Origin of the sequence: Hamadaea flava (assembly GCF_024172085.1) — a bacterium.
Classification (GTDB): Bacteria; Actinomycetota; Actinomycetes; order Mycobacteriales; family Micromonosporaceae; genus Hamadaea; species Hamadaea flava.
In genome coordinates, this window is the sequence record NZ_JAMZDZ010000001.1 from 3,013,550 (window position 1) to 3,037,737 (window position 24,188).

The window sequence follows — 24,188 nt, forward strand, 5'->3', positions numbered from 1 at the left end:
CTCACCGCGTCAAGCCGTCTGCAGACCGCGGCCGTCCCTGCGGCATGATCACCGGCATGACTGGACGCGCGATTCTGGTGACCGGAGCCTCCCGCGGAATCGGACGGGCGGTGGCCGAGGCGTTCGCCCGCGACGGCGACCGCGTGGCCGTCCACTATCGAGGGTCGGCCGACCAGGCCGAACAGGTACGCACGACGCTGCCGGGCGAAGGTCACGTGGTGGTACAGGGCGACCTCGCCGACCCTGACGCCGTACGCGCGGTGGTCGACGGCGCGGCCGAAGCGCTCGGCGGGCTCGACGTCCTCGTGAACAACGCCGGGGTCTACGCGCCGCATCCCGTCTTCGAGACCTCGTACGCCGACTGGCAGGACCAGTGGCGTAGCACGCTGGACACCAACCTCGTCGGCCCGGCCAACGCGATCTGGTGCGCCGCCCGGCACATGCGCGACAAGGGCGGGCGCATCATCAACATCACGTCGCGGGGCGCCTTCCGGGGCGAGCCGGAGCATGTGGCGTACGGGGCGAGCAAGGCGGGACTGAACTCGCTGACGCAGTCGCTCGCGGTCGAACTCGGCCGCCACGGGATCGCCGTCGCGGCCGTCGCGCCGGGCTTCGTGGAGACCGACATGGTCACCGAATACCTCGCCTCGCCCGCCGGAGCGGCGGTCCGCGCGCAGAGCCCGTTCGACCGGGTCGCGCGGCCCGAGGAGATCGCGGCCGCCGTGCACTGGCTCGCCTCGCCGCTGGCCGAGTGGGCGTCCGGCACGATCATCGACCTCAACGGCGCCTCCTACCTCCGGACGTAACCCCGCCGACCCATGGGCTGCAGATCACGGTTACGCAGGCTTCAACCGGCACGGGAAGCATCCATAACCATGATCTGCCGCGAAGGGGACGCGAAAGGGAACCGTGAGTCGAGCCGACCTCCACCTGCACACCAACCTCGGGGACGGTTGGATCAGCCCGGCCCGGCTGGTGCGTACGGCGGTCGAGAAGCAGTTGTCGGTGATCGCGGTGACGGACCACGACCACCTCGACGGCGTACGCCGAGTCGAGGACGTGCTGGCCGAGGCCGCGTCGCCGATCCAGCTGATCGCCGGAGTGGAGGTCACCACCCGCAGCGGTCACCTCCTTGGTCTGTTCGTACGCAAAGCGCCCAAGCCCATGCGCCCGGTGCAGGAGAGCATCGACGCCATCAAGGAGCAGGGCGGGCTCGTCGTCGTCGCGCACCCGTTCGGCAGGCTCGTGCCGAGCCTGGGTCGCCGGAAGATCGACGAACTGCTGAGCACCGGCTATGAGATCGACGGGATCGAGATCTACAACCCGAGCCCGGCGAACGCTTCGCAGCGGGCGGCGGTGCGTACGGCGAACGCGGATTGGGGGCTGGCCGAGATCGGTTCCAGCGACGCCCATTTCTGGCAGCACGTCGGAGCCGGGTACACGCAGTTCACCGGGGCGACCGCGGCGGATCTGCGCGCCGCGGTCATCGGGCGGACCACCCGGGCCGGCGGGCAGGAGCAGAAGCCCCAGCGGCTCAATCCGGGCGCGTACGTGGCGCAGTGCGCATGGAGCTGGTTCGTGGACCCGCCACGCCGCATGCTGCGCCGCCGCCGCGAAGCGAGCGCACAACAGTGTTAGACGGCCGCGATGGCCGCCGGCTCCGGCGGCCAGAACCGGCGGAACATGAACCATTGCGTAGGGCTGTGCCGTACCACTTCCTCCTGGCAGGAGAACATGTACTGGGTCAGGCGCTGCACTTCGCGCAGCCGTTCCGCGGTGTCACCGACCGGTCGCGGGAACATCGGCGGGAACGCTCGGATGTAGTAGCCGCCGTCTGGTGCGTACCAGCAATAGCCCGGCAGGATGGCCGCACCGGTCTTGACCGCCAGCGCGGCGGAGCCGATCGGGACGTAGGTCTTCCGGCCGAAGAACGTGACCTCGACGCCGCGCTCCCGGGTGACCGGCCGGTCGATGACGATGGCGACGGCCCGGCTCGCGACCAGTTCCGCCATGGCCCGGCGGGCCGCGTTGGAGATCGGGATGATGTCGACGCGTTTTTCTCGCCGATGTCCTTGGAGCAGGCTGTTGAGCTGTGGGTCCTTGAAGGTGTCGGCGATGGCTGAGAGCGGGACGTGGCGGGCGGCGACCGCGCCCGCCAGGTCCCAGCTGCCGAAGTGGCCGGTGGTGATGATCGCGCCCTTGCCCGGGGCCATCGCCGTCGCGACGCAGTCCTGCCACGTCATGTCCCCGGTCGTGCCCTGCGTCAGGTCCTGCGAGGTGGCCTCGACGTCGCGCATGTCCAGGTAGGGCAGGCAGATCAGCGACGCCGCCGTCCGGCCGTAGTTGAACCAGGAAGCGAGCGCGGCGCGTTTCACGCGAAGATCGGCGACCGGCAGATCGAGGACCTTCGCCATGTTCTCTTGGGTGATCCGGCGCTTGGACCGCCAGCCGAGGTAGCTCGCCGAGGTGACGGTGGAGGCCAGACCATGCCTCAACCGGCGCGGCGTTCTTCCCACGACGGCGATGCCCGAGCGCGCCAGCCAGTACACGGATGACACCGCACGGTCTCCCTACGTATCGGGAAGTCCAGCCTCTGCGACCTGGCGTACCGAGGGATGCCGATGCCCGGAAATCTGGATGACCTGCTGGTGAACCCTGATCACGTCCGGCTCAGGCGGCGGCGAGCCGTTGCGCCGCACCGGGATCATGGGCCGGCAGCACGACCAGATCCGGGATGCGCCGCCGCAACTCGTTGACCATCGCCACGGCCTCCCGCATCGCCCTCCGGTCGCCGACGCCCGGGATCTCCCCGGCCGCGAGCAGGTCCGCGTCGTAGGTGAGGTCCCCGACCATCAGCAGCGGCGCGCGGCCGGGACGGCGTACCAGCAGGGATTGCGAACCCGCGGTGTGCCCAGGGGTCGGGAGCACGATCAGCGCGCCGTCACCGAACACGTCGTGCCCGGTCATGAACGGCGCCAGCTCCGCGTCGCCCAGCGCCTCGGGGGCCACTCGCTCCCAGCGCAGCCCTGGCACCTCTATATGGGTACGCAGAAAGCCGCGTTGCTCCGCGAACGGCTTTCGCATGTCGTCCCATTCGGTGGCGCTGACGAGAATCCGGGATCCGGCCAGTTCCGGAAGTCCGCCGATGTGGTCCTGATGCAGGTGGGACAGGATCGCCGTGTGCACGTCGCCGGGTCCGTGCCCGAGCCGTCGCAGGGCCGCCGTGAGCGTCTGATCAGGCGAGATGTCGAACTTCGCCAGCCGGTCGTAGATGTACCGGGTGGGACCGCCGGGGAAGTACGCCGGATCGGTGGTCGAGGCGATGTCCTGCCCGGTGTCGAAGAGCACCACGCCTTCGGGGTGCTCGATCACGTACGCGTTGATGGGCCGCGGCGGTGTCCAGTCGCGCGCCGTGACCATCAGCCAGAGGTAGGTGGGCTGGCGGGTCGGGCCGACGTGCTGCGGGCGGATCTGGACGCTGCCGGTGCTGATGACGGAGACCTTCATGTCGCCTGCCTTCATGTCGCTTGCCTTCATGTCGCCTGCCTTCGTGCCGATGAGACTCATGAGGGTTACGTTACGCGTCATTAGATGTCGTGTCACACATTGCCGGGGAGAGTGAGACGGCCCTCACAAATACATGTCGTGTAATCTAATGCCGTGACACCCGTTGAGGAACTGCGCTACCTGATCCTGGCCGCCCAGCGCGAGGGGAACCGGCAGCTCGCCCAGGCGCTCCGCCCGCACGGCATCACTCCCGCCCAGGCCGAAGTGCTGCGCCTGCTGGAGGACCGGCAGCCGCTCACCCTGTCCGGCCTCGGCGAACTGCTCGTCTGCGAGAGCGGCACCAACCCCAGCCGCCTCGTCGACCGGCTCGTGAGCGCGGAACTGGTGCGTCGCGTACCGGGGGAACAGGATCGGCGGCAGGTCGAGCTGAGCCTGACTCCGGCCGGCAGACGCCTCGCCCGCAAGGTCGCCGCGATCGAGGATGAACTCCACCGCATGTTGGCCGCGGCCGGCTCCGCTCGCGAACTCGCCACGGCCGCCACGTTCCTGCGTACGCTGGTCGCTGGCCAGCCCGCCGGGGACGCCGTCGCCCTCCGGAAAAGATCTTCGGCGCGGATGTAGAGAACCCCGTTCCGGCTCCGACCCAGGTTCGACAGCGAACAATTGGTAGGGCTGGAAGGAGCCGACATCATGCGCAAGGTCATCTACTGGGTGCACACCTCGGTCGACGGGTTCGTCGACGGGCCGAACGGCGAGTTCGACTGGCCCGTCATGGGACCGGAGCTGGCGGCGTACTCGGAACAGCTGGACGACCGGGTCGACACACTGCTGTTCGGCCGGGTGGTGTGGGCGATGATGGCCGGTTTCTGGCCGACCGCCGAACAGATCTCCGACGATGCGCACGTGGCGCGATTCGCGCCGTTCTGGCGGGCCACCCCGAAGATCGTCCTGTCCCGCACGTACGCCGGCGACGACTGGACCACCGCCGTGGTCGAGGCCGAGGCCGTCACCGAGCTCAAGCAGCAGGACGGCCGGGACCTGCTGCTCACCGGCGGCATCGGCGCGGCCGCGGCGCTCACCGAGCACGGCCTGATCGACGAATACCACGTCGCCGTCCACCCCGTCGTGCTCGGCGGCGGCCGCCCGCTCTTCGCACACCCGACCGACCGGCTCAACCTGCGGCTCGTGAACTCGGCCGTGGCCGACGGCCGCATCGTCATCAACCAGTACGAGCGCGCCTGACCCAGTCTGCGAAGTGATCTCCGGAATGCCAGCGACCTTTCCGCAGCCCGGTAACGTACGCCAGCCTCCGGAGATCAACCTAGCCGCCGGGGCTGGCGGCACCGCGCCGAGCGAAGTCCGCACGCTTCCTGCGTCTCCTGGGACTGAGCCGTCCCGATGGGCTGCCCGATGAGCGATGAGATCGGGGCAGTGCGTCCGGCGTACCAGATGACTCCCGACGTCGTGGCGATCGTCGCCGTCCATGGGACCGAGCTGGTGTTGATCCGCGAGTTCCGGCCGGCGGTCGGCGAGCGGGTCTTGCAGGTCCCGATGGGCAAGATCCCCGCCGGGATCGACCCGCGCGAGCAGGCGCTCGCGGAGCTGGCCGAGGAGACCGGCTTCGAGGCGCGGAACTGCGAGTTCGTCGCGTGCCTGTTCTCCGCGCCGGGGTGGATGAATCAGCGGATGCATGTCTTCCTGGCCACGGACCTGATCGAACTCGCGGAGCGGCCGCCCGGCGACCCGGACGAGGTGGACATCGAAGTCGTGCCGCTGCCGATTGCGAGCCTCGCTGAAGCGATGGCGGGCGGCGTGCTCCGGGATGCCCGGAGCATCGCCGCCCTCACTGTGGCGTTAGGCGCTTACGGCGTGACGACGACGCCGTGGAAGGTCACCACGAGGTGGCCGTCCGAGGCGTAGGACCAGCCCAGCGCGCCGCTGTAGGTGGTGCAGCGGGAGCCGTTCGTGCCGCTCCAGAACTGGTTGGAGCTGTCGGAGTCGCCGATGATCCGGTCGTTGGTCCCGCTGCTGAACCGGCAGGACGTGTTGGTGCGGAACACCGACGTTCCGGCGTCGAAGTTGAAGTTGCGCTCGGCGTTGTCGATGCTCACGTTGTTCGAGATCGTCATCGAGCCCGGGTTGCTGTTGTAGGTGAAGCCGTGCTTACCGTTGTGGTACGCGATGCTGCGCCGCACGATGTGGTTCACCCCGATGTCCTCGCCACCGAGCTTGTAGCCGTTGCGGTCGCCCGCCCCGGCCTGGCTGCCGTCGCTCAGCGTGCCGTTGTTGTAGGACAGCGAGTCTTCGATGGTCACCACGCCGATCGGGCCGGTGTCGGTCTTCGTGTACAGGTCCCAGCCGTCGTCGATGTTGTTGTGCGAGACGGCGTACCGGAAGACGTTGCCGGAGCCGACGGTGAGCTTGGCCGCGAAGCCGTCGGCGTCCTCCCCGTCGGAGTCGGCGTTGTCGTGCGACTCGGCGCTGAGGATCAGGTTGTTCGCCGGCCACTGCGCCTGCGGCGTGTCGGAGGCGATCCGGGACAGCTGCAGACCGGTGTCCCGATTGAACCGGGTCACCGTACGCTCGATGATGTTGTTGCTGCCGCCGACGAAGATGCCGTTGTCGCCGGCCCGCTCGACGACGAGGCCGTAGACCCGCCAGTAGTTCGCGTTCAGCGCCAGGCCCCGGTTGGCCGAGTCCTCGGTCTGCGCGGAGAAGTTGAGCACCGGCGTCTCCCCCGGGTACGCCGACAGCGTCTTGCGGGCGCTGGAGGTTCCACTGTTGGCGGGGGCGATCGTCACCGTCGACGAGTAGTTGTAGGTGCCGCCGCGCAGGTAGATCGTGCCGCCCGCCGCGATCCTCGTCAGCGCCGAGGTCAGCGTCGTCGGGTTGGCCTGCGTGCCGGCCGCGCTGTCAGTGCCGCCCGGCGCCACGTAGACCGCGCCGGTCGTCGGACTGGTCGTGGGGCTCACCGTCGGGCTGCTGGTCGGGCTGCTCGTCGGTGAACTGGTCGGGCTGCCGGTCGTCGCGCTCGGCGACGGGCCGGCCGCGTCGGTCACCACGACGTCGTCGAACCGGGCGCTGGCGTAGTACGTCGCCACGCCGATCTGGCCGCTGGCGAACTGCGTGTCGGTGGCCGTCAGGACGGTGCCGCCGTTGACGGTGCCCCGCAACGAGCTGCCGGCGACCTGCAGGCTCAACGCGTACGTCGTGTTCAGGGTGAACGTCAGCGAAGCCGAGGCCAGGGTCGTGGAGGAACCGCTGACGAGCTTCTTCAGTTCGACCGTGTTGTTGCTGCGCAGCGCGAGGTAGTAGTAGCTCGTCGACGACTGGGCCCGGGCCAGCACCGCCACGAAACGGTTGGTGCCGTTGGTCGCGGTCGGCTTCACGTTCACGGTCACCGTGTAGTCGGTCCAGCTGCTCGTGCCGGCTCGAGCCCGCGCATCCGAGCTGGTGCCGCTCTGCTGGTACGCGGGCGTGCCGTCGGTGACCACCGACCAGGTCCCGCCGCTGGTGCTCCAGCCGCTGGCGTTGCCGTCGTTGAAGTCGTCGCTGAACAGGGTGGCCGCGACGGCCGGACTGGACAGTCCGATCACGACTGTCGCCGCTGCCGCGAGCGTACCCATGACCGCGGCCATGGGCAGTTTCCATCGGAGTAGTGGGCGCATCTCCGTTCGCCTTTCCAGACTGGCCGATTCGCGCGGCCGATGACAGATCGAAATACGTTCGAAACAGGCCCAGCCTAGGGAAAGCGCTTTCCGAAATTCAAGGCTATGCGTTTGCAGGTTTGTTGCAGGTTCTGGCCTTTCGTTCGGCAGTCCGGGCCGGAGGCACTCCGAGTGGCCGAGTTCAGCGGCGGCGGCGTTCGGCGGTCCAGGCCGGAGGCACTCCGAGTGGCCGAGTTCAGCGGCGGCGGCGTTCGGCGGTCCAGGCCGGAGGCACTCCGAGTGGCCGAGTTCAGCGGCGGCGGCGTTCGGCGGTCCAGGCCAGTGCGCCGAGGAGTTCGAGCCGGATCAGGCCCGCGCCGCCGAATTTGATGAGCCGCCAGTATGGGGCGAATCGGCGGCCCGCGTCCGGGCTTGTCGGCTGCACCCGGGTCTCCACGACGACTTCGGTGCCGGCCTCCGTCGCCGCCAGCCGCAGCGACATGGCGGCTTTGGCCCAGCCCGGTTCGTCGAAGGACACGAACGCGCCCGGGCCCGGCGGTATCTTCGCCAGCTCCGGCTTGAGCCGCCAGAATTTCGCGACCGCGCCGCGTACCTGCTCGACTCCGTCCACTGTGGCGAGCATCGGCGGGCCGGACCGCAGCCGCTTCGACCCGAGCGTGCGTACGCCCATCAGCAGCCCGGTCACCGGCAGCCGCCGGCGCGGGATCTCGTCCAGGCTCGCCCAGACCGTCGGCGGATCGGCGGCGATGATCCGGGTGTAGCGGGAGTGGAAGGCGTACTCCGGGAGCAGGTCGTTCAGCAGGGTTGCGGAACCAGCCATTTCGGAACTGACAGTTTCGGAACTCATAGTTCCGTATGATGGCACGATGACGGACGAACCACAACGGGGCGGCCGCCCCCGCGACACCCGGGTGGACGCCGCGATCCTGGCCGCCACCCGGACGCTGCTGGCCGAGGTGGGCTACGGCGCGCTGACCATGGACCTCGTCGCCGGACGGGCCAACGTCGGCAAAGCCGCGATCTACCGCCGGTACGCGGGCAAGCAGGATCTCGTGTTCGCCGCCGCCGTCCACGGCCGCACCCTCGACCCGCCGCCCGACTCCGGCGATCTGCGTACCGACCTGCGCTGGCTGGTCGGCGGGATCGCCCGCAGCCTCAGCAGCCCCGAAACCCGGGCCGCCCTCCCGGCGCTGCTCGCCGACGTCACCGCCGACGACGACGTCGCCGACCGGTTCATGCGGACCTTCGTCGCCGAGGAACGGGCGTACGTCGAGACGATTCTCGACCAGGCCCGGCGCCGCGGCGACCTGCGTACGCCCGTCGACGCCGAAGTCGTGCACTCGCTGGTGCTCGGCGCGATCTTCGCCCGGATCTACCTGCTGCGGAAGCCGGCCGACAAGGCGTACCAGCACGAGGTGACCGACCTGGCGGCGAAGGCGCTGACCGAGGGCGCTCGGTAGGCCCTATCGCGGCAGATCACGGATGTGCGGGCAGGCCGCCGCCAAGATCGCGGGCAGATCCGTGATCTGCCGTTATACCGACCGGCGATCCAGGAAAATGGGCGCGTGAAGGCATCGCCCCGGCACCAGGCGGCCGCGATCTACGGCACGATCATCAGCGGCTCGGTCATGGCGGCCGCGCCGCAGGACTCGGTGCTCACGGTCGTCGTGCTGGTGCTGGTCACGGTGTTCGTCTACTGGCTCGCCGAGCGGTACGCCGACCTGCTGGGCGCGTACGCCCACGGCCATCACCTGACCCGGGCCGACGTCCGTCACTCGTTCAGCGAAGGGCTGCCGCTGATCCGCGCCTCGTACGCGCCGCTGATCGTGCTCATCGCGGCGGCCCTGCTCGGCGCGGACACCCGGACGGCGTTGACCATCGCGATGGGCTTCACCATCGCCTGGCTGTTCCTCATGGGCTACATCGCCGGACGCCGGCGCGGCGTCACCGGCTGGCCGCATGTGATCGTCACCGGGGCCGCCGGGCTGTTCGGGATCGTCCTGATGATCCTCAAACTCGCCCTGCACTGATCGCCTGGTCCGCCGGCACCGTCGCCGCGACCCGACCGGGCACTGTCTGCTGCGCCCAGTAGAAGTTGGTGTGCGCGATGACCTGATCCGGCGACGGCAGACCCAGCCCGTCCGGCAGCGGCCCGGTGGTGTGCGCGTCGCCGACGAGCGTCGTGTCGTAGCCCCGGGCGAGCGCGTTGTGCAGCGTCGCGCGTACGCAGGCGTCAGTCGCCGCACCCGTGACGAGCACCCGGCCGACACCGAGGCCGGCCAGCAGCTCGTCGAGGCCGGTGGCCTCGAACGAATCGGCGTGGTGTTTCTGCACGACCGGATCGCCGTCCTTCGGCGACAGCTCGGGGACGATCCGCCAGGGCTCGCCGCCGGCGACCAGCGACTCGTCGTTGTGCTGCACCCAGACGACCGGGACATGCTGGTCGCGCGCGCGATCCACCAGCCGCCCGATGGTCGCCACGACCCGGTCCCGCTCGTAGGCGTCGGACATCACACCGTTCTGCACGTCGACGACGAGCAGGGCGGTACCGGGCCGGTTTTCGAGCGTGGTCATGCGCCGACCCTAGCGAAGATCATCGGACATGCGTTCGCCTGCCCGACACTCCCGCGTTTCAGCGGCCGATAGCATCACCCGTCTACACCCCCTTTGCGTGATGTGAGGCCCCTCGTGATCTCGGCTCGGCTGCGGTATTGGTTCGACAACCTGATGTCCCGGGGCACTCCCGCACTGACCGGCCTGCTCGGCCTGGCGACGGTCGGGCTGGTGGTCGTGCTGGCCGGGATCGTGCTGGTCTTCACACCGTCTGCTGTGCACGGTCCCGGTGACGCGCTGTGGCAGAACTTCCTGCATGCCCTGGACGCCGGGACGATCGGCGGCGACCCCGAGGACCAGCCGCTCTACATCGCGTTCATGTTCGTGGCGACCGTCGGCGGCATCTTCATCCTGTCGGCGTTCGTCGGCGTACTGACGACCGGTCTGTCCGACCGGCTCGCCGAACTGCGCAAGGGCCGGTCGCAGGTCATCGAACGCGGCCACACCGTGGTCCTCGGCTGGTCCGATCAGCTGCCGACGATCATCCGCGAGCTGTCGCTGTCGGAGTCCGGCCGCACCACCGTGGCGATCCTGGCCGACCGGGACAAGGTCGCGATGGAGGACGAGCTGCGCGACAAGGTCGGCGACGCGGGCGATGTGCGGTTCGTGTGCCGCACCGGGAACCCGGCCGACCCCGCCGATCTGCGCATCGTGCGGCCGGAAGAGGCACGCGTCGTGATGATGCCCTCGCCCGCCGGGGACAGCCCCGACATCCAGGTGGTCAAGTCGCTGCTCGCGCTGCGCCAGCTCGACTGGCCCAAGGGCCGTCCGCCGTCCGTCGCGGTCATCCGCGACACCGGCAACATGCCCGCCGCCACGCTCGCCGGCGGCACCGAGGTCACCATCATCGACGCCGAGGACATCACCGCGCGCCTGCTCGTGCAGTCGCGGCGGCACCCCGGCCTGTCCGCCGTCTGCACCGACCTGCTCGGCTTCGAGGGCGTCGAGCTGCACATGCTCGCCGAACCGTCCCTGTCCGGGCTGTCCTACGCCTCGATTCTCCAGCGGTACGCGACCAGCACCGTCCTGGGCGTACGCCACAACGACGGGCGCGTCGAGGTGAACCCGGAGGCCGCCACGGTGCTCCAGGACGGCGACGAGCTGATCCAGCTGGCCGAGAACCGGGCGGCGATCCGGCTGGCGCTGGAGCCCTACCGAGTGGACACGTCGGCGATCAGCGGCAACGGCAAGAGCACCGCCGTCGCCGACGACACCCTCGTCCTCGGCTGGAACGACCGGGGGCCGACGATCGTCCGGCTGCTCGACCGCTACCTCACCGAGGGCTCGACGCTGCACGTCGCCGCGACCCGGCTCGACGTCGACACCACTGTGGACGGCGTACGCCATCTGTCGGTGAGCACCTCGCGCTGCGATCCGACGAACCGCCGCGCGCTGGAGGCGCTCAACCCGGCGAGCTACGAGCACGTCGTCGTGCTGGCCGACGACGAACTGGACGCCGCCCAGTCCGACGCCCGGAGCCTGGTGACCCTGCTGCACCTGCGCGACATCAAAGAGCGCGGCGGAGCCTCGTACGCGATCGTCGGCGAGCTGAACGACGACGCGAACCGGCGGCTGGCCCAGGTGACCCGGGCCGACGACTTCGTGGTGAGCCAGAAGATGATCAGCCTGCTGCTGACCCAGCTGGCCCGCAACGGCCACCTGAGCGCGGTCTTCGCCGAGTTGTTCGAACCCGGTGGCGCCGACATCTATCTCAAGCCGGTCGACGAGTACGTCGTCCCGGGTGTGGCGACGACCTTCGCCACCGTCATCGAGGCGGCGATCCGGCGCGGCGAGACCGCCTTCGGCTACCGCCGCAGCGACCTGACCGACCAGGCCCCGGCCTTCGGCGTACGCCTGAATCCGGACAAGGGCGAGGCGATCACCTTCACCGAGGCCGACCGGATCGTGGTGCTGGCCCGCAGTTGAGCGTAGCGTCGGCCTATGCGATGGGTCTGGCTGATTCTGGGCATCCTGCTGACGCTGTCCGGCGCGACCTGGACGGTGCAGGGCGTCGGCGTTCTCGGCGGCAGCAGCATGACCGGCGAGACGATGTGGGCGGTGATCGGGCCGATCGTGGCGATCGTCGGCCTGGTGCTGATCTGGCTCGGCCTGCGCAAGCCGGCCTCACCTAGCTAGCGCGCCGCCTAACAGCGGTATGACAGCGACGGTTCGGGTCGTGTTATCGGTCGATCCGTAGAACTGCCCTCATGACAGTTCAGAACATCGTCGTCGACGGGCTGCGCAAACGGTTCGGCTCGAAGCCAGCGCTGGACGGCATGACCTTCGCCGTCGACGCCGGGCGGGTGACCGGGTTCATCGGCCCGAACGGCGCGGGGAAGTCCACCACGATGCGGGTCGTGCTGGGGCTCGACCGGCCCGACGGCGGGACCGCGCTCGTCGGCGGCCAGCCGTATCGGACCCTGTCCCGGCCGCTCACCCAGCTCGGCTCGCTGCTCGACGCCTCGGCATTGCAGCCCAGCCGGACCGCCCGCAATCACCTGCTGTGGCTCGCCCATTCCCAAGGTCTGGGCGTACGCCGGGTGGACGAGGTGATCGAGCTGACCGGGCTCGGCTCGGCCGCCCGCCGCCGCGCCGGCGGCTTCTCCCTCGGCATGCGCCAGCGGCTCGGCATCGCCGCCGCGTTGCTCGGCGATCCGCGTACGCTCATGCTCGACGAGCCGTTCAACGGCATGGACCCCGAAGGCATCATCTGGATGCGGGGCTTCCTGCGGGAGCTGGCCCAGCAGGGACGGGCGGTGCTCGTCTCCAGCCATCTGATGAGCGAACTCCAGGACACCGCCGATCATGTCGTAGTCGTCGGCCGGGGGCGGGTGCTCGCCGACACCACGGTCGCTCGATTGCGCGCGACCATCTCCGACGGGCGGGTGAGCGTACGCACCGACGACGCGAACGCGGCGGGAGTGCTCGCCGCGGCGGGGGCGAACGTCGCGGCAGCCGAGCCGGGCACGCTCAGCGTCACCGGCCTCGCCGCACCGCACGTCGTCGCCGCACTGAACGCCCGTCAGGTGGTGTTCTCCGAGGTCACCGCCCATCGGGCCACCCTGGAGGAGGCGTACCTCGAACTCACTCGGGATGCCGTCGAATACCGCGCGGGCGAGGTGGCCCGATGAGGTCGCTGCGTGCCGAATGGACCAAGTTCCGCACCGTACGCGGCTGGGTGCTCGCCATGATCGTGGCGTCGGCCGCGATCGTCGGCCTGGGCATCATGCCGGGCATGCAGGGCACCTGTGGAGCCGATTGCGGTCTGCCGGTCGGGCCGGGCGGCGAGGAGGTCACCGACGCCTTCACCTTCATGCATCAGCCCATGACCGGCGACGGGACCATCGCCGCCCAGCTGACCTCGCTGACCGGCATCCTGCCCGACGACCCGGACCCGAGCGCCGAGCAGTCCGGTGGCGCCGGGCCGAGCGCGGCGAAGGGAGCGGCCGCCGGTCGCCCCGGTCTGGTCCCCTGGGCCAAGGCGGGCCTGCTGCTCAAGGACGGCACCCGCCCGGGTTCGGCGTACGCGGCCGTCATGCTGACCGGCACGCACGGCGTACGCCTCCAGTACGACTACACACACGACGTCGCCGGACCCGCTGCAACGCCGACATCAACGCCGACACCGCAATGGCTGCGGCTCACGCGTACCGGTGACACCGTCAGGGCTGAGGTCTCGGCGGACGGGTCCGCTTGGCAGACCGTCGGCACCGCTGATCTCAGCGGGCTGCCCGACACCGTGGAGGTCGGCCTGTTCGCCACCTCTCCGCAGTATTCCGCCGCGACCAGCGGTGCGTTCGGGATGTCCGGCGCGTCCGGCGGCCCGACCCAAGCGACCGGCGTGTTCGAGAACGTGGCGGTCACCGGTACGCCGAGCGGCGGCTGGCGCGGCGAGATCATCGGCGGTGCCGACGACAATGCCGGCGGGGCCACGCAGGACAGCGGCCGCTTCACCGTCAGCGGCACGGGCGACATCGCGCCCGCCGTCGCCGGGGCCGCCGGGTTGGGCGTCACCATCACGCAGACCCTCGTCGGCACCTTCGCCGGGCTCATCGTCGTGGTCGTGGTCGGCGCCATGTTCATCACCGCCGAATACCGTCGCGGCCTTGTGCGTACAACTATGGCGGCGAATCCCCGGCGGGGCCGGACGCTGGCCGCGAAGGCCGTGGTGATCGGCGCGGTCACGTTTGTGACGAGCCTGCCGGGCGTGGCGGCGGTGGTGGTCATCGGGCAGAAAGTGTTACGCGCCAACGGCGTCTACGTGCACGCGGCGTCGGCGGTCACCGAGGCGCAGGTGATCGTCGGGACCGCCGCGGTGCTCGCGGTGTCCGCGGTGCTCGCGCTGGCGCTCGGGATGATCGTGCGGCACAGCGCGGCGGCCGTCACCACGGCGATCGTCGCGATCGTGCTCCCCTATCTGCTGACGATGACGGTGCTACCGGCCGGGGCCGGGCAGTGGCTGCTGCGGCTCACCCCGGCAGCCGCGTTCGCCGTGCAGCAGAGCACCCCGCAGTACGCGCAGGTGGACAACATCTACACGCCGGTGAACGGGTACTTCCCGCTCGTGCCGTGGGCCGGGTTCGCCGTGTTGTGCGGCTGGACCGCGATCGCGCTGGCCGCCGCGACCCTCCTGGTACGCCGGAGGGACGTATGACGAACGCACTGCGCGCGGAATGGACGAAGCTGCGGACGTCGCCGGGCACGGCGTGGCTGCTCCTGACGATCGTCGTGCTGACGGTCGGGGTGGGCACGGCGGCCGCCGCCACCATCACCTGCGGCGGCACCGGCTGTCCCGAGGATCCGGCGAAGATCAGCTTCACCGGCGTCCAGCTCGGCCAGGCCGTCGTCGTGATCCTCGCCGTCCTGACCATCAGCGGCGAGCACGCCACCGGCATGCTGCGGGTGAGCCTGTCCGCCGTGCCGAACCGGCTGCGGCTGCTCATCGCCAAGGCGATCGTGGTGACCGGTGCGATCGGGGCGGCCGGGCTCCTCGCCGTGGCGGGCTCGTTCCTGGCCGGTCGGCTGCTGCTGCCCGGCAGCGGATTCACCGCCGCCCACGGCTTCGCCCGGCTGTCGCTGTCCGACGGAGCAGTGCTCCGCGCCACCACCGGCTCCGTGCTCTACCTCGTGCTCATCGCGCTGGTCGCGCTCGGATTGTCCACAGTGGTACGCGAGACCGCCGCGTCGATCGGCGTACTGCTGGGGCTGCTCTACCTGATTCCACTGATCACCCAGGCGGTCTCCAGTCCCAGCTGGAAACGGCACCTGCAGCAGATCACCCCGACCGCCGGATTGTCCGTGCAGGCGACCACTCAGCTGTCGACGTTGCCGCTGACGCCGTGGCAGGGCTTGGGCGTGCTGGCCTGCTGGGCGGCCGGGTCGCTACTGCTCGCCGCTGTGGTCCTTCACCGGCGGGACGCCTGAGGGCGGCATGATCAGGGTCATTTCCATGCTGACATGTCAGCATGGAAATGACCCTGATCATGGAACGGGCCTAGCTGGCTCGGCCTAGCTAAGGGTGATGGCGGCGTCGTCGATGACGAACGACGTCTGGAGCGAGGAGTCCTCGGTTCCAGTGAACTTCAGGGTCGCGGTGGTTCCGGCGTACGCGGAGATGGTGACGGTGCGCAGGACGTAGCCGGTCGCCTTGTTGAGGTTGGAGTAGGTCGCCACGCTGGTGCCGTTGACGGTGACCGTGAGCTTGTCGTACTGCGTCGACGTAGTGGTCTCGGCAGAGTCGATGTGCAGGTAGAAGGTCAGCGTCGCCTTGCAGCCCGCCGGAATGGCGACGGCCTGCTGCAGCGTGTCGGTGTGCGTACTGCCGTAGCCGTTGAGCCACGCCTTCCACGAACCCGAGTGCGCCGCCTGGCTGGAACTGTTGTCCACGACACCGGACGACGAGGTCCACGGCGACGCCGTGCCCGTCTCGAAGCCGGCGTTGCCGAGGAGCTGGCCGGAGCAGGACCCACCGGGCGAACCGACCGCGACGCTGAACGTCGCCGAACCGCTCGCGTTCGTCGAATCCTTGGCGGTGACGGTCACCGACGACGTCTGCACCGTGGTCGGCGTACCGCTGATGAGACCGGTGGAGCCGTTGATGCTCAGCCCGGCCGGCAACCCGGTGGCGGTGTAGGTCAGCGTCTGCGTGGTGTCGGAGTCGGTCGCCTGGATCTGGAGGCTGAACGGCGTACCGGTGGTGGCGGTCTTGCTGCCCGGGTTGGTGACGGTGACCGTGTTGCCGGTCGGCGGGGTGCCGCCGGGGAGCAGGCAGCCGGCCTTGTTCAGGTCGATGGCGTTCGCCGAGGTGAGGCAGGTAGTGAACCAGTAGGTCTCCTGGCCATAACTCTGCCCCTGGTACGCGTGCGTCGTGCCGTCGGGGTCGACCTCACACGGGTTGTCCAGCGTGCACATCTCGCCGCTGTCGTTGCCGGTGTTGTTGATGCCGACGATCTGGCCGCTGGTCAGGTCGACGATCGGCGACCCGGAGGTGCCGTGCGTGGTGTCGCAGTCGGGGTCGTACCGGATCGAGTCGTGGAACGTCCACGCGTCTTCCCGGAGCGTGCCGACGAAGCCGTTGATCGAGCAGTTCCAGATCTGCTTCCAGTACCCGGACGGGATGAACATGCTGCTGCCGGCGGTCGGGTGCGACGCCGAGATGGTCAACGCGGTGACCCCGTAGCTCGTCTTGATCGACGCGTACGTGGTGTTCAGCCGGTAGAGCGTCACGTCGGTGTTGGTCATCGTCGCGTACAGCATCAGGTCGGCACGGACGGTGCCCAGGCTGCTGCCGGTCGAGCTGAGCAGCGTGCCGGAGCGGGTGCTGCTGCGGTTGGTCAGGACGACCCCCGCGCCGGGCATGCCGCCCTCGTAGCAGTGGCCGTTGGTGAGCATCATCGCCCGGTCGGTGTCCACGGAGGTGGGATACCGGACGAGGGACGCCGAGCAGTTGCTGAGCGCGATGGTGGCGGTGAGACTGGCCGCCTGCAGGGTGTCCGCGGCGGCGGGGGTCGGGCCGGCCAGGGCGGCGGCGCCGAGGACGGTCGCGCCAAGGGTGATGGCGAGTCGTCTTAGCATGGGGTCTCCATCCGGATGAGGGAATGCATCGCCGAGAGTCTATGGACTCCGCCTGATCCAGTGAAGACCGTGAATCAAAATTGGCTGAGCGCCCCCGTCGCGACGCTCAGCTGATCCGGTCAGCGGTTATCGCGCGGCGACCGGATCGACCGCGGCCACCGGGACCGGCTGCGTGGCGTCCGACGGTCCCCGCAGCAGACCGAAGCAGAAGCCCGCCGCCAGAATCAGCAACCACTGACGGATGTCCACCAGCCCGGCATAGCTGCCGTCCTCGGCGTACAGCGGCAGGGTGGTCAACTGGTCCCAATAAGAGCTGAGGCTGATGGACGCCATCTGACGAAGCGTGTGGCCGTGCGTCTCACCGTGAAGCACCGGCATGCTGAACACGATCAGGTGGAGCGCCACCGCACCGGCTGCCGCGCCGAGCCCGGCGGATCGCACCTCTCGGCGACGCATCGCCCGGTACGCCACCACGAGCAGCGCCATCCCGGCGCCCCAGACCATCGGGGCGACCAGCGCGCTGCGTACGCGCTCCCCATCCACCGGTCCGCGAATCAGCATGAGCAGCAGGTCGCCGACGGCCACCCCGGCCGCGACCGTCAGCACGACACCGAGTACGCCGGGACTCCACCGACCTCGCCGTCCCCAGCGCACGGCTTCCGCGAAGAGTCCTATGAGGACGAATAACGGGGTTGCCTGCGCCAGCAGTGTGCCGCCGGTGCCCAACCGATCCAGGCCGGCGCCGGTGGCCGGGTCCTGGTAGACGATGCCGAACCAGATGAGCGCGTGCTGGGTGAGCGCGAAGCCGACGGCCAGGACGGCGAACAGCGCCAACGAGGCCGCGTACCGGCGATATGCCACGGTCATGATGTGCTCGATCCTTTCGGTGAGCGCGTGCCAGCCGACATCGGCGGCGTCACGCAACGGTGTCGGGGATTCGTGCAGCAGCTCGAGGATCTCGGCGCCGTAGCGCTCGCGGGTCGTCCGCGGATAGAGCATGATCAGCGCCCGCCTCATGAGACCGCCAGCCGCCGGAGCCCGGTCGAGGCCATCGACCGCATCCGGGTGAGCTCGGCCTGCAACGCCTGCCGTCCCGCATCGGTGATCCCGTACGGCTTACGCCGATCCTGCTCCGGCAGCGCCTCGACGAAGCCCTGCTCCTCCAACCGGCGTACCGCGCCGTAGAGCGTGCCCGGCCCCGGCCGGTCGCCGGCCATCTCGGCGATGTCGTCCTGCATCGCGTACCCGTGCTTGGGTCCGTTCGCGAGGCTGATCAGGATCAGCAGCGCCGGTTCCGAGAACCGGCCGAACCCCGGAAGTCCGGACATCGACACGCCTCCCCCTGCCCTGAGCAATACTACGTCGCGCGTAGTACGCAGCACGTAGTATCACCGTGCACAGTAGAGGTGTCAAAAACCCGCCTTCGCCGCTCCTGGATCCGCGCGCTCAGCGCGACATCGCCTGAGCGTGAACTGCCGCCAGCTGCCGCAACCGTTCCACGTCCCCGAGTTCCCCGATGCCGCCCGGCCCTACGGAGATGTCCCGGGGATCGAGGCCGATCGCCTCGGACAGCGCTGCCACGCTGCCGCCGGCCCGCTCCACCAGCACCAACGCCGTGGCCAGGTAACCCTCCAGCATCGACCGCATGATCACGTGGCTGGATCCGAGATACTGCCGCGCCAGCTCATTGACGAACGCTTCGAAGACCTCCTGGTCGATCTCGTACTCGTCGGCGCCGGTGTCGTCCATCCCGGCGGGCCGTCCGGCGACCGAGACGAGGACTTCGGTCAGCGAGTGAAACAGTCGCGCGACGCGATTCGACGGGAACCACAGGATGGCCTCACCCGTCCGGAAGATCTGACTCACGTCGTGATGATGGCACCGCAGGCGGGGGCCACGGAATGCCCCACGGACTGGTAGACATGGCCTTCATGTCCGACGTTCTTGATCCTGTTGCCGACGAGCCCGCGCCCAGCCCCCAGGGACCTGTCCACCGACGCCGATGGCTGCTTCCCGTGTGCGTGGCGGTGGCGTTCCTGGTCGGCGTCGTGGGCGCGACAGGAACCCTCGCCCTCACCGGGCGGCTCGCGACGAACCACCGGTTCACCGTCCTGGTATTCCTGGATCCCGACATCACAGCCGACCAGCAGGCGGCCATCGAGTCCGCGTTGTCCAAGCTCGACGGAGTCGACAGCGTCAAGTTCGAGAGCAGCGAGGACGCGCAGCGAAAGATGCTGGACGGATTGAAGGGCGACCCCGCGCTGGCCCAGCAGGCCAGCACCGTGACGATGCCCGCCACGTTCCAGGCCGACTTCCACGAGCGAACGTTCGACTGTGGACGACTGACGCCGGTGGCTCATCTGCCCGGGATCAAGCAGGTCAGCGTGCATCAACGGCCGACCGCCGACCGCCCTGGCGCGACGCTCGCCTGCGGGAACCTGCTCTAGCCGGTCGTGTCCACGATGGAGCGGACCTCGGCGGTCAAGGTCGCGGCGTCGGCCACGGCCCGCTCCAGCGGGTCCATCGCCGCGAAGATCGCCTGCGCCCGCGCGGTGAAGCCCGGCGGGGCGGAGGGCAGCCGTCCGGTCGCGGCCACCATGCCCTTCTCGTTGATCAGCCACGCTCCGTCGTGAGCATGCAACGCCTGGCACAGCACGCCGATCGCACGGAACAGACAGCCCGCGGCGTAGGCGGGATCGGCGCCGGCCACGGCGTACCTCGCCGAGCCCACCAGGAAATCGGCCTCCCACAGTCCGTGGACCAAGCTCTCCGCCAGTTTCGACGGATACGCCGAGAGCAGCGTCTTGAGTTCGGCGAGTTCGCCGGCGGGGTCGGCCAGGATCTTGCCGAGCGCCACCTCACCGGCGTACGCGTGGGAGTAGAACCCCAGGGGATGTCCAGGTTGGACGGCGACTTCGTATCGGCCCGCCCGGACCTCGTCGGCGATGTGCCGGACGCGATCGAGATCGCGGTAGATCCAGTCGACCCGCCACCCGTCGACGGTCAGCCAGCCACCGCCGTCGACCCAGGGACCCCATCCGCCGGGCTCGGTCACTTCGGTGGGCGTACCCGTGAATTCTCGGGCGAGGGAGCGCAACCGGTCGACGGCGAGCGAGCCGCGGTAGTAGAGGCCGAGGTCGATGTCGGAGTCCGGGCGGTGCGTGCCGCGAGCCCGGCTGCCGCCGAGCGCCACCGCGACCACCCCGGGGATCTCGGCGAGGTGGGCCGCGATCGGCTGGAGGTCTTCCATGATCATGAACGATATCCGTAGGACGGTCGTGCGTTCTTCGAGCGCGCCGCCGACGACCGCCATGAAAGTGCCGACGACCGCCATGAAAGTACAGTTTCCGACATGGCTGACTATATCGCCGCCGGCTACGTCGCTGCCGGCTTCGGAGCTGTGCGTACCGCGTTCTTCGGAGCCGTCGCGGCCGAGCCGGGGCTGGGTGCCCAACTGGTCGCGTACCACCACGACCGGATGGTGGTGGACCTCACCGCCGGGATGGACCATGACGATCTGACCGGCCTCTACTCGTCGGCCAAAGGCGCCGCGCACCTGGTCGTGGCGCTCCTCGTCCAAGACGGCGTCCTGGAACTGGACCGCCCCGTCGTGGCCTACTGGCCGGAGTTCGCCCTGGACTCGCTCACCCTTCGGGAGCTGCTCAGCCACCGCTCCGGGCTGATCGGAGTGGACGGCGGGCTCTCCAGCGAGGAGCTCGCCGACGACCAGGTCATCGCCGCGCGGCTGGCGAACCAGAAGCCGTTCTGGACTCCCGGCGAAGGGTACGGATACCACGCCTTCGTGATCGGGGCGCTGACCGGCGAGGTGGTCCGGCGAGCCACCGGGCGGTCCCTCCGGGAGATCTACGACGACCGCGTACGCCGACCGTACGGGCTGGACTTCTACCTCGGGCTGCCCGAAAGCGAAGAAGCACGCTACCGTCCGGTGCAGCCGTCGCAGGCGCCGTCCACCGGAGCCGGCATCGATCCGCACAGCCTGCTCGGCATCGCGTTCAATCTGCACGCCGACTCCCCCACCGACCTCGTCGAGTTCGCCAACACCCGTCGCGTACGCGCCCTCGGGCCGGTGTCCTCCGGTGGCGTCGGGAACGCGCGCGGCCTGGCGAAGATGTACGCCGCCGCGATCGGCCGCCTCGACGGGCGGCCACCGTTGCTGACCCCGGCGACCGTCGCCGAGTTCACGACTCTCCAAACGCCCGGCACGGATCTGGTGACCGGCGAATCCGATCACTTCCTGCTCGGTTTCGAGGCGACCGGCCTCCGGTACCCGACGTTGGGCCCCCGCGCATTCGGCCACAGTGGAGCGATCGGCGCCCAGTCGTTCGCCGATCCGGACAGCGGCCTCGCGTACAGCTACACCCGTCGGCGATTCACCGCCGCCGGCGGGGCCGCACCCGAAAACGACTCGCTCATCGCGGCCGTCGCTCGAAGCGCTGCCGGCTCGCGACCCTCATGATCGTCGGCCGCCGCCGTTCGTGGGCGTCACCCGCCATGATCGTCGGCCGCCGCCGTTCTTGGCCCTCACGACCCTCATGATCGTCGGCCGCCGCCATTCGTGGGCGTCACACCGCCATGATCGTCGGCCGCCGCCATTCGTGGCCCTCGCGACCGCCATGATCGTCGGCCGCCGCCATTCGTGGGCGCCACACCGCCAAGATCGTCGGCAGCCGCCGATCTTCCCGCGGTCGCCGGCCAGCCGGGCCGGAGCAGGGCCACGCGATAGTTGGTGAGCGTCAGACGGCGCGCAGGCCGCGGCGTCGATCCCCGTCGTCGGTGAGCGCGGCGGCGAGATCGTCCCGGGCGCGCGCGACGCGGGACCGGATCGTGCCGATCGGGCAGCCCAGCACGTCGGCGGCCTGCTCGTAGGACAGGCCGAGGATCTGGGTGGCGACGAACGCCTCCCGGCGGTCGTCGTCGAGCCCGGCGACGAGGTGCCGGAGCAGCACCTGCTCGTCGAACCGCGGACCGGTGCCGGCCTGGGTCAGATCGGCGACCAGCGTCCAGTCCTCGACGGCGGCGGCGCGCGGCCGGCGGGACTGGGCGCGCAGGTGGTCGAAGACGGTATGCCGGGCGATCGCGAGCAACCACGTACGCGCGGGCGACCGGGCCTCGAACGTGGGCAACGCCTTCATCGCCCGGATGAACGTCTCCTGGGCGAGGTCCTCGGCTTCCCCGGGATTCCCCAGATAGCCGACGAACCGGATGACGTCCCGCTGCGTACGCGCGACGAACTGGGCGACGGCTTGCTGATCACCGGATTTGGCGGCGAGCGCCAGCTCGGTCAGGTGAGCGTCGTCGTCAGGCACGCCCGCCAGGGTAGCCGGTTAACCTGGGCACACCGGGAACCAACCGGGTGACCACGGCGACAATGTATGCCATGGGAGTGGCACCGGCCTGCGAATTCACCCGCGACAATCTGTCGGCTTCGATGGACGGCGACGTGCGCCCGTCGGCCGAGGCGGACCGGCATCTGGCCGGGTGCGCCGAGTGTTCGGCCTGGTGGGAGCGGGTCCAGCAACTCGACCGGCTGACGCGTACGGCGATCTCGCTGCCGACCCCGGGACTGACTGAGGACGCGTTGGCGGCCGTCATCGCCGCCGCCCCCAAGCCGTCCCCGTCGCCGTCCCGGTTGCCGAGCCTGCTGCGGCTGGCCCTGCTGGCCGTCGGCCTCGCGCAGTTCCTGCTCGGGGTGGCCCAGATCAGCAGCCTCGCGGCGGGTGGCTCGCACTCGCACGATCCCGTCGTGGCCGCCGTCTCCTCCGGGCATCTGTGGCACGAGTCGGCCGCCTGGAACGTCGCCATCGGGGCCGCGTTGGCCTGGCTGGCCTGGCGGCGTACGCGTCCCGGCGGACTTTTGCCGGTGATGACCGCCTTCGTCGCCGTGCTGACGCTACTCACGGTCAACGACGCCGTCATCGGCCGCGTCGAGGTCAGCCGCATCCTGTCGCACGGCTTCGTGCTCGCCGGGTACGCCCTGCTCCTGATGCTGAACCGGCGCGGATTCGGCGAGCCGCCCGCCGACCGTAAGCCGAAGCCGTGGCGGCTCGGCGGGCCGGCCGACGAGGTCGCCGAGGACGGCCCGCTCGCCACGGTGCACCCGCTGCCGGTGCGGATGGCGTACCGGCAGCAGGTCACCGTCCAGCAACGCCACGCCGCCTAACCCCCACCCCACCGCGCCCACCCCGCGGCGGCGCGGCGACGCACCGGTCATTGGGAGGCGAGCCACTCGGCGAAGGTGGTCTTCGCCGACCGGTGCGGTTCGTTCCCCGGCACCAGCGTGTCGTCGCCGATGACCGAGCCGAAGTAAGGCGCGGTGTCGTCGTCGACGACCTTGCGCGGGTCGCCGAGCGCGGCCAGCCGTCGCCGGACGGCATCAGCCAGCGGGATGCGCTCCGGCCCGGCGATCTCCACGACGCCGTCGACCGGTTCGCCCACCGCCACCTCGGCGACGTACGCCGCGACTTCGGCGGCCGCGAGGGGCTGGAGCGTCTTCGAGGTCAGCCGGATCTCGTCGCCGACCGTCGCCGAGTCCGCGATCCCCTTCAGGAACTCGAAGAACTGGGTGGCCCGCACGATCGTGAACGGCACCCCGGACGCCCGGATCTGCTGTTCCTGGGCGGCCTTGGCCTTCAGGTAGAAGGCTTCGTCCCCGACCCGGTCGAGGCCGATGATCGACAGCGCCACGTGGTGGCGTACGCCGGCGGCGACCTCCGCCACGGCCAGGTGCCGGCCGGACGCGGTGAAGAAGGCCATGACCCCGTCCGGCGTGAACACCGGCGGGTTGGTGACGTCGACGACCACGTGCGCGCCCGCGAGCGCGTCGTCCAGTCCCTCCCCGGTGGTGCTGTCGACGCCGGACGACGGCGACGCCGCGACGGCCTCGTGACCCTGATCGCGCAGGATGCCCACCACTTGCGAGCCGATGAGTCCCGTGCCCCCGATGACGACGATTTTCATGACGTACCTCCGCTCGCCCGGCCGCCGACGGAGATCACCGTGCTCGACGTCGTCGAGGCGATCGACGGACCGGGGTCGACCTTCCTGTGCACCGAGATTCGGCAGCGTGGCCCGCTCGCGACCCCAGTCGACCAGTGCACGAAGCTCTGCTCGGTGCACCGGGCGAGGCTGCGGGCTGACCACGCGTGGCGGGCGTCGTTGCGCGCCACGTCGATCGCCGACCTGGTGGCGGACGTCGAACGGGACAGCGGCCCCCAAGCGCTCCCCCGCGTCGGCGAATGGCTGGCCGGCCAGGCGACGTAAGGCTCACGCTACCGCCAGGTGAGGCCGCCGACGTGGGGTTCGCCA

28 protein-coding genes are annotated in these 24,188 nt (G+C 69.8%); 16 read left to right on the forward strand and 12 right to left on the reverse strand.

The features are described 5' to 3' along the window. Nucleotides 1-56 precede the first annotated feature (56 nt). Together HDA40_RS14075 and HDA40_RS14080 are read left to right on the forward strand one after the other, a co-directional pair. Nucleotides 57-806, forward strand: a complete 750-nt coding sequence (locus HDA40_RS14075) for an SDR family NAD(P)-dependent oxidoreductase (RefSeq protein WP_253755785.1) — start codon at nt 57-59, stop codon at nt 804-806. Nucleotides 807-909: 103 nt separating this feature from the next. After that, on the forward strand, nt 910-1,638 hold the full coding sequence (locus HDA40_RS14080) for a CehA/McbA family metallohydrolase (protein ID WP_253755788.1): 729 nt from the start codon (nt 910-912) through the stop codon (nt 1,636-1,638). Here HDA40_RS14080 and HDA40_RS14085 read toward each other — a convergent pair. After that, nucleotides 1,635-2,558, reverse strand: a complete 924-nt coding sequence (locus tag HDA40_RS14085) for a lysophospholipid acyltransferase family protein (protein WP_253755790.1) — start codon at nt 2,556-2,558, stop codon at nt 1,635-1,637. The genes HDA40_RS14080 and HDA40_RS14085 overlap by 4 nt on opposite strands. A 112-nt stretch (nt 2,559-2,670) precedes the next feature. Beyond that, nucleotides 2,671-3,567, reverse strand: a complete 897-nt coding sequence (locus tag HDA40_RS14090) for an N-acyl homoserine lactonase family protein (RefSeq protein WP_253755792.1) — start codon at nt 3,565-3,567, stop codon at nt 2,671-2,673. 93 nt (nt 3,568-3,660) lie between these two features. Here HDA40_RS14090 and HDA40_RS14095 point away from each other — a divergent pair, with 93 nt between their 5' ends. The 3 genes from HDA40_RS14095 to HDA40_RS14105 all read left to right on the forward strand — a co-directional run bounded on the left by HDA40_RS14095 (nt 3,661) and on the right by HDA40_RS14105 (nt 5,427). Next, nucleotides 3,661-4,128: a MarR family winged helix-turn-helix transcriptional regulator gene (locus HDA40_RS14095; RefSeq protein ID WP_253755794.1), complete on the forward strand. Its 468-nt coding sequence runs from the start codon at nt 3,661-3,663 to the stop codon at nt 4,126-4,128. Nucleotides 4,129-4,197: 69 nt separating this feature from the next. Then, entirely contained in the window at nt 4,198-4,749 is a 552-nt protein-coding gene (locus HDA40_RS14100) for a dihydrofolate reductase family protein (protein ID WP_253755796.1), read from the forward strand. Between the two features lie 168 nt (nt 4,750-4,917). Beyond that, nucleotides 4,918-5,427, forward strand: a complete 510-nt coding sequence (locus tag HDA40_RS14105) for an NUDIX hydrolase (protein ID WP_253755798.1) — start codon at nt 4,918-4,920, stop codon at nt 5,425-5,427. Here HDA40_RS14105 and HDA40_RS14110 read toward each other — a convergent pair. Then, entirely contained in the window at nt 5,370-7,175 is a 1,806-nt protein-coding gene (locus HDA40_RS14110) for a right-handed parallel beta-helix repeat-containing protein (RefSeq protein ID WP_253755800.1), read from the reverse strand. The two genes, HDA40_RS14105 and HDA40_RS14110, sit on opposite strands and share 58 nt — an antisense overlap. Nucleotides 7,176-7,464: 289 nt before the next feature. Further along, complete coding sequence (locus HDA40_RS14115) at nt 7,465-7,995, reverse strand: hypothetical protein (protein WP_253755802.1); 531 nt, start codon at nt 7,993-7,995, stop codon at nt 7,465-7,467. Between the two features lie 46 nt (nt 7,996-8,041). On the opposite strand from HDA40_RS14115, the gene HDA40_RS14120 reads away from it, so the two are divergent. Both HDA40_RS14120 and HDA40_RS14125 read left to right on the forward strand, forming a co-directional pair. Next, nucleotides 8,042-8,635, forward strand: coding sequence for a TetR/AcrR family transcriptional regulator (locus tag HDA40_RS14120; RefSeq protein WP_253755804.1), 594 nt, complete (start codon nt 8,042-8,044; stop codon nt 8,633-8,635). A 105-nt stretch (nt 8,636-8,740) separates the two neighbouring features. Then, entirely contained in the window at nt 8,741-9,205 is a 465-nt protein-coding gene (locus tag HDA40_RS14125; RefSeq protein WP_253755806.1) for a hypothetical protein, read from the forward strand. Here the strand turns inward: HDA40_RS14125 and HDA40_RS14130 are convergent. Then, complete coding sequence (locus HDA40_RS14130) at nt 9,186-9,749, reverse strand: cysteine hydrolase family protein (protein WP_253755808.1); 564 nt, start codon at nt 9,747-9,749, stop codon at nt 9,186-9,188. The two genes, HDA40_RS14125 and HDA40_RS14130, sit on opposite strands and share 20 nt — an antisense overlap. Before the next feature lie 114 nt (nt 9,750-9,863). Here HDA40_RS14130 and HDA40_RS42115 point away from each other — a divergent pair, with 114 nt between their 5' ends. From HDA40_RS42115 to HDA40_RS14155, 5 genes are all read left to right on the forward strand, one after another. After that, entirely contained in the window at nt 9,864-11,714 is a 1,851-nt protein-coding gene (locus HDA40_RS42115; protein WP_253755810.1) for a CASTOR/POLLUX-related putative ion channel, read from the forward strand. Nucleotides 11,715-11,729: 15 nt separating this feature from the next. Next, a complete protein-coding gene (locus HDA40_RS14140) occupies nt 11,730-11,924 on the forward strand; it encodes a hypothetical protein (RefSeq protein ID WP_253755812.1) in 195 nt (64 codons plus the stop codon). A gap of 71 nt (nt 11,925-11,995) precedes the next feature. Next, the gene (locus tag HDA40_RS14145) at nt 11,996-12,919 is read left to right on the forward strand and encodes an ATP-binding cassette domain-containing protein (protein ID WP_253755814.1); all 924 of its coding nucleotides are present in this window, start codon (nt 11,996-11,998) and stop codon (nt 12,917-12,919) included. Beyond that, nucleotides 12,916-14,442 (forward strand): ABC transporter permease subunit, encoded by a 1,527-nt coding sequence (locus HDA40_RS14150; RefSeq protein ID WP_253755816.1) that lies wholly within the window; start codon nt 12,916-12,918, stop codon nt 14,440-14,442. The genes HDA40_RS14145 and HDA40_RS14150 overlap by 4 nt, the downstream gene beginning before the upstream one ends. After that, nucleotides 14,439-15,212 (forward strand): ABC transporter permease, encoded by a 774-nt coding sequence (locus tag HDA40_RS14155; protein WP_253755818.1) that lies wholly within the window; start codon nt 14,439-14,441, stop codon nt 15,210-15,212. The genes HDA40_RS14150 and HDA40_RS14155 overlap by 4 nt, the downstream gene beginning before the upstream one ends. 84 nt (nt 15,213-15,296) lie before the next feature. Here the strand turns inward: HDA40_RS14155 and HDA40_RS14160 are convergent, their stop codons facing one another. From HDA40_RS14160 to HDA40_RS14175, 4 genes are all read right to left on the reverse strand, one after another. Then, entirely contained in the window at nt 15,297-16,862 is a 1,566-nt protein-coding gene (locus tag HDA40_RS14160; protein ID WP_253755820.1) for a putative Ig domain-containing protein, read from the reverse strand. Between the two features lie 126 nt (nt 16,863-16,988). Continuing rightward, nucleotides 16,989-17,879 carry a hypothetical protein gene (locus HDA40_RS14165; RefSeq protein WP_253755822.1) on the reverse strand — a complete coding sequence of 297 codons (891 nt, stop codon included), beginning with the start codon at nt 17,877-17,879 and terminating at the stop codon, nt 16,989-16,991. Then, nucleotides 17,876-18,190 carry a PadR family transcriptional regulator gene (locus HDA40_RS14170; protein ID WP_253755824.1) on the reverse strand — a complete coding sequence of 105 codons (315 nt, stop codon included), beginning with the start codon at nt 18,188-18,190 and terminating at the stop codon, nt 17,876-17,878. The genes HDA40_RS14165 and HDA40_RS14170 overlap by 4 nt, the downstream gene beginning before the upstream one ends. A 118-nt stretch (nt 18,191-18,308) precedes the next feature. After that, nucleotides 18,309-18,728 (reverse strand): DUF6086 family protein, encoded by a 420-nt coding sequence (locus HDA40_RS14175; RefSeq protein WP_253755826.1) that lies wholly within the window; start codon nt 18,726-18,728, stop codon nt 18,309-18,311. A 65-nt stretch (nt 18,729-18,793) separates the two neighbouring features. Here HDA40_RS14175 and HDA40_RS14180 point away from each other — a divergent pair, with 65 nt between their 5' ends. Further along, nucleotides 18,794-19,309, forward strand: coding sequence for a permease-like cell division protein FtsX (locus HDA40_RS14180; RefSeq protein WP_253755828.1), 516 nt, complete (start codon nt 18,794-18,796; stop codon nt 19,307-19,309). Here the strand turns inward: HDA40_RS14180 and HDA40_RS14185 are convergent. After that, nucleotides 19,306-20,196 (reverse strand): nucleotidyltransferase domain-containing protein, encoded by an 891-nt coding sequence (locus HDA40_RS14185; RefSeq protein WP_253755830.1) that lies wholly within the window; start codon nt 20,194-20,196, stop codon nt 19,306-19,308. The genes HDA40_RS14180 and HDA40_RS14185 overlap by 4 nt on opposite strands. Nucleotides 20,197-20,214: 18 nt before the next feature. On the opposite strand from HDA40_RS14185, the gene HDA40_RS14190 reads away from it, so the two are divergent. Beyond that, the gene (locus tag HDA40_RS14190) at nt 20,215-21,339 is read left to right on the forward strand and encodes a serine hydrolase domain-containing protein (RefSeq protein ID WP_253755832.1); all 1,125 of its coding nucleotides are present in this window, start codon (nt 20,215-20,217) and stop codon (nt 21,337-21,339) included. 277 nt (nt 21,340-21,616) lie between these two features. On the opposite strand, the gene HDA40_RS14195 is transcribed toward HDA40_RS14190, so the two are convergent. Beyond that, nucleotides 21,617-22,189 carry a sigma-70 family RNA polymerase sigma factor gene (locus HDA40_RS14195; protein ID WP_253755834.1) on the reverse strand — a complete coding sequence of 191 codons (573 nt, stop codon included), beginning with the start codon at nt 22,187-22,189 and terminating at the stop codon, nt 21,617-21,619. Between the two features lie 71 nt (nt 22,190-22,260). Between HDA40_RS14195 and HDA40_RS14200 the strand changes: the two genes are divergently transcribed. After that, nucleotides 22,261-23,043 carry a hypothetical protein gene (locus HDA40_RS14200; protein ID WP_253755836.1) on the forward strand — a complete coding sequence of 261 codons (783 nt, stop codon included), beginning with the start codon at nt 22,261-22,263 and terminating at the stop codon, nt 23,041-23,043. 47 nt (nt 23,044-23,090) lie between these two features. Here the strand turns inward: HDA40_RS14200 and HDA40_RS14205 are convergent, their stop codons facing one another. After that, on the reverse strand, nt 23,091-23,840 hold the full coding sequence (locus HDA40_RS14205) for an SDR family oxidoreductase (RefSeq protein WP_253755838.1): 750 nt from the start codon (nt 23,838-23,840) through the stop codon (nt 23,091-23,093). Between HDA40_RS14205 and HDA40_RS14210 the strand changes: the two genes are divergently transcribed. After that, a complete protein-coding gene (locus HDA40_RS14210) occupies nt 23,766-24,143 on the forward strand; it encodes an RrF2 family transcriptional regulator (RefSeq protein WP_308197706.1) in 378 nt (125 codons plus the stop codon). The two genes, HDA40_RS14205 and HDA40_RS14210, sit on opposite strands and share 75 nt — an antisense overlap. Nucleotides 24,144-24,188: the final 45 nt, after the last annotated feature.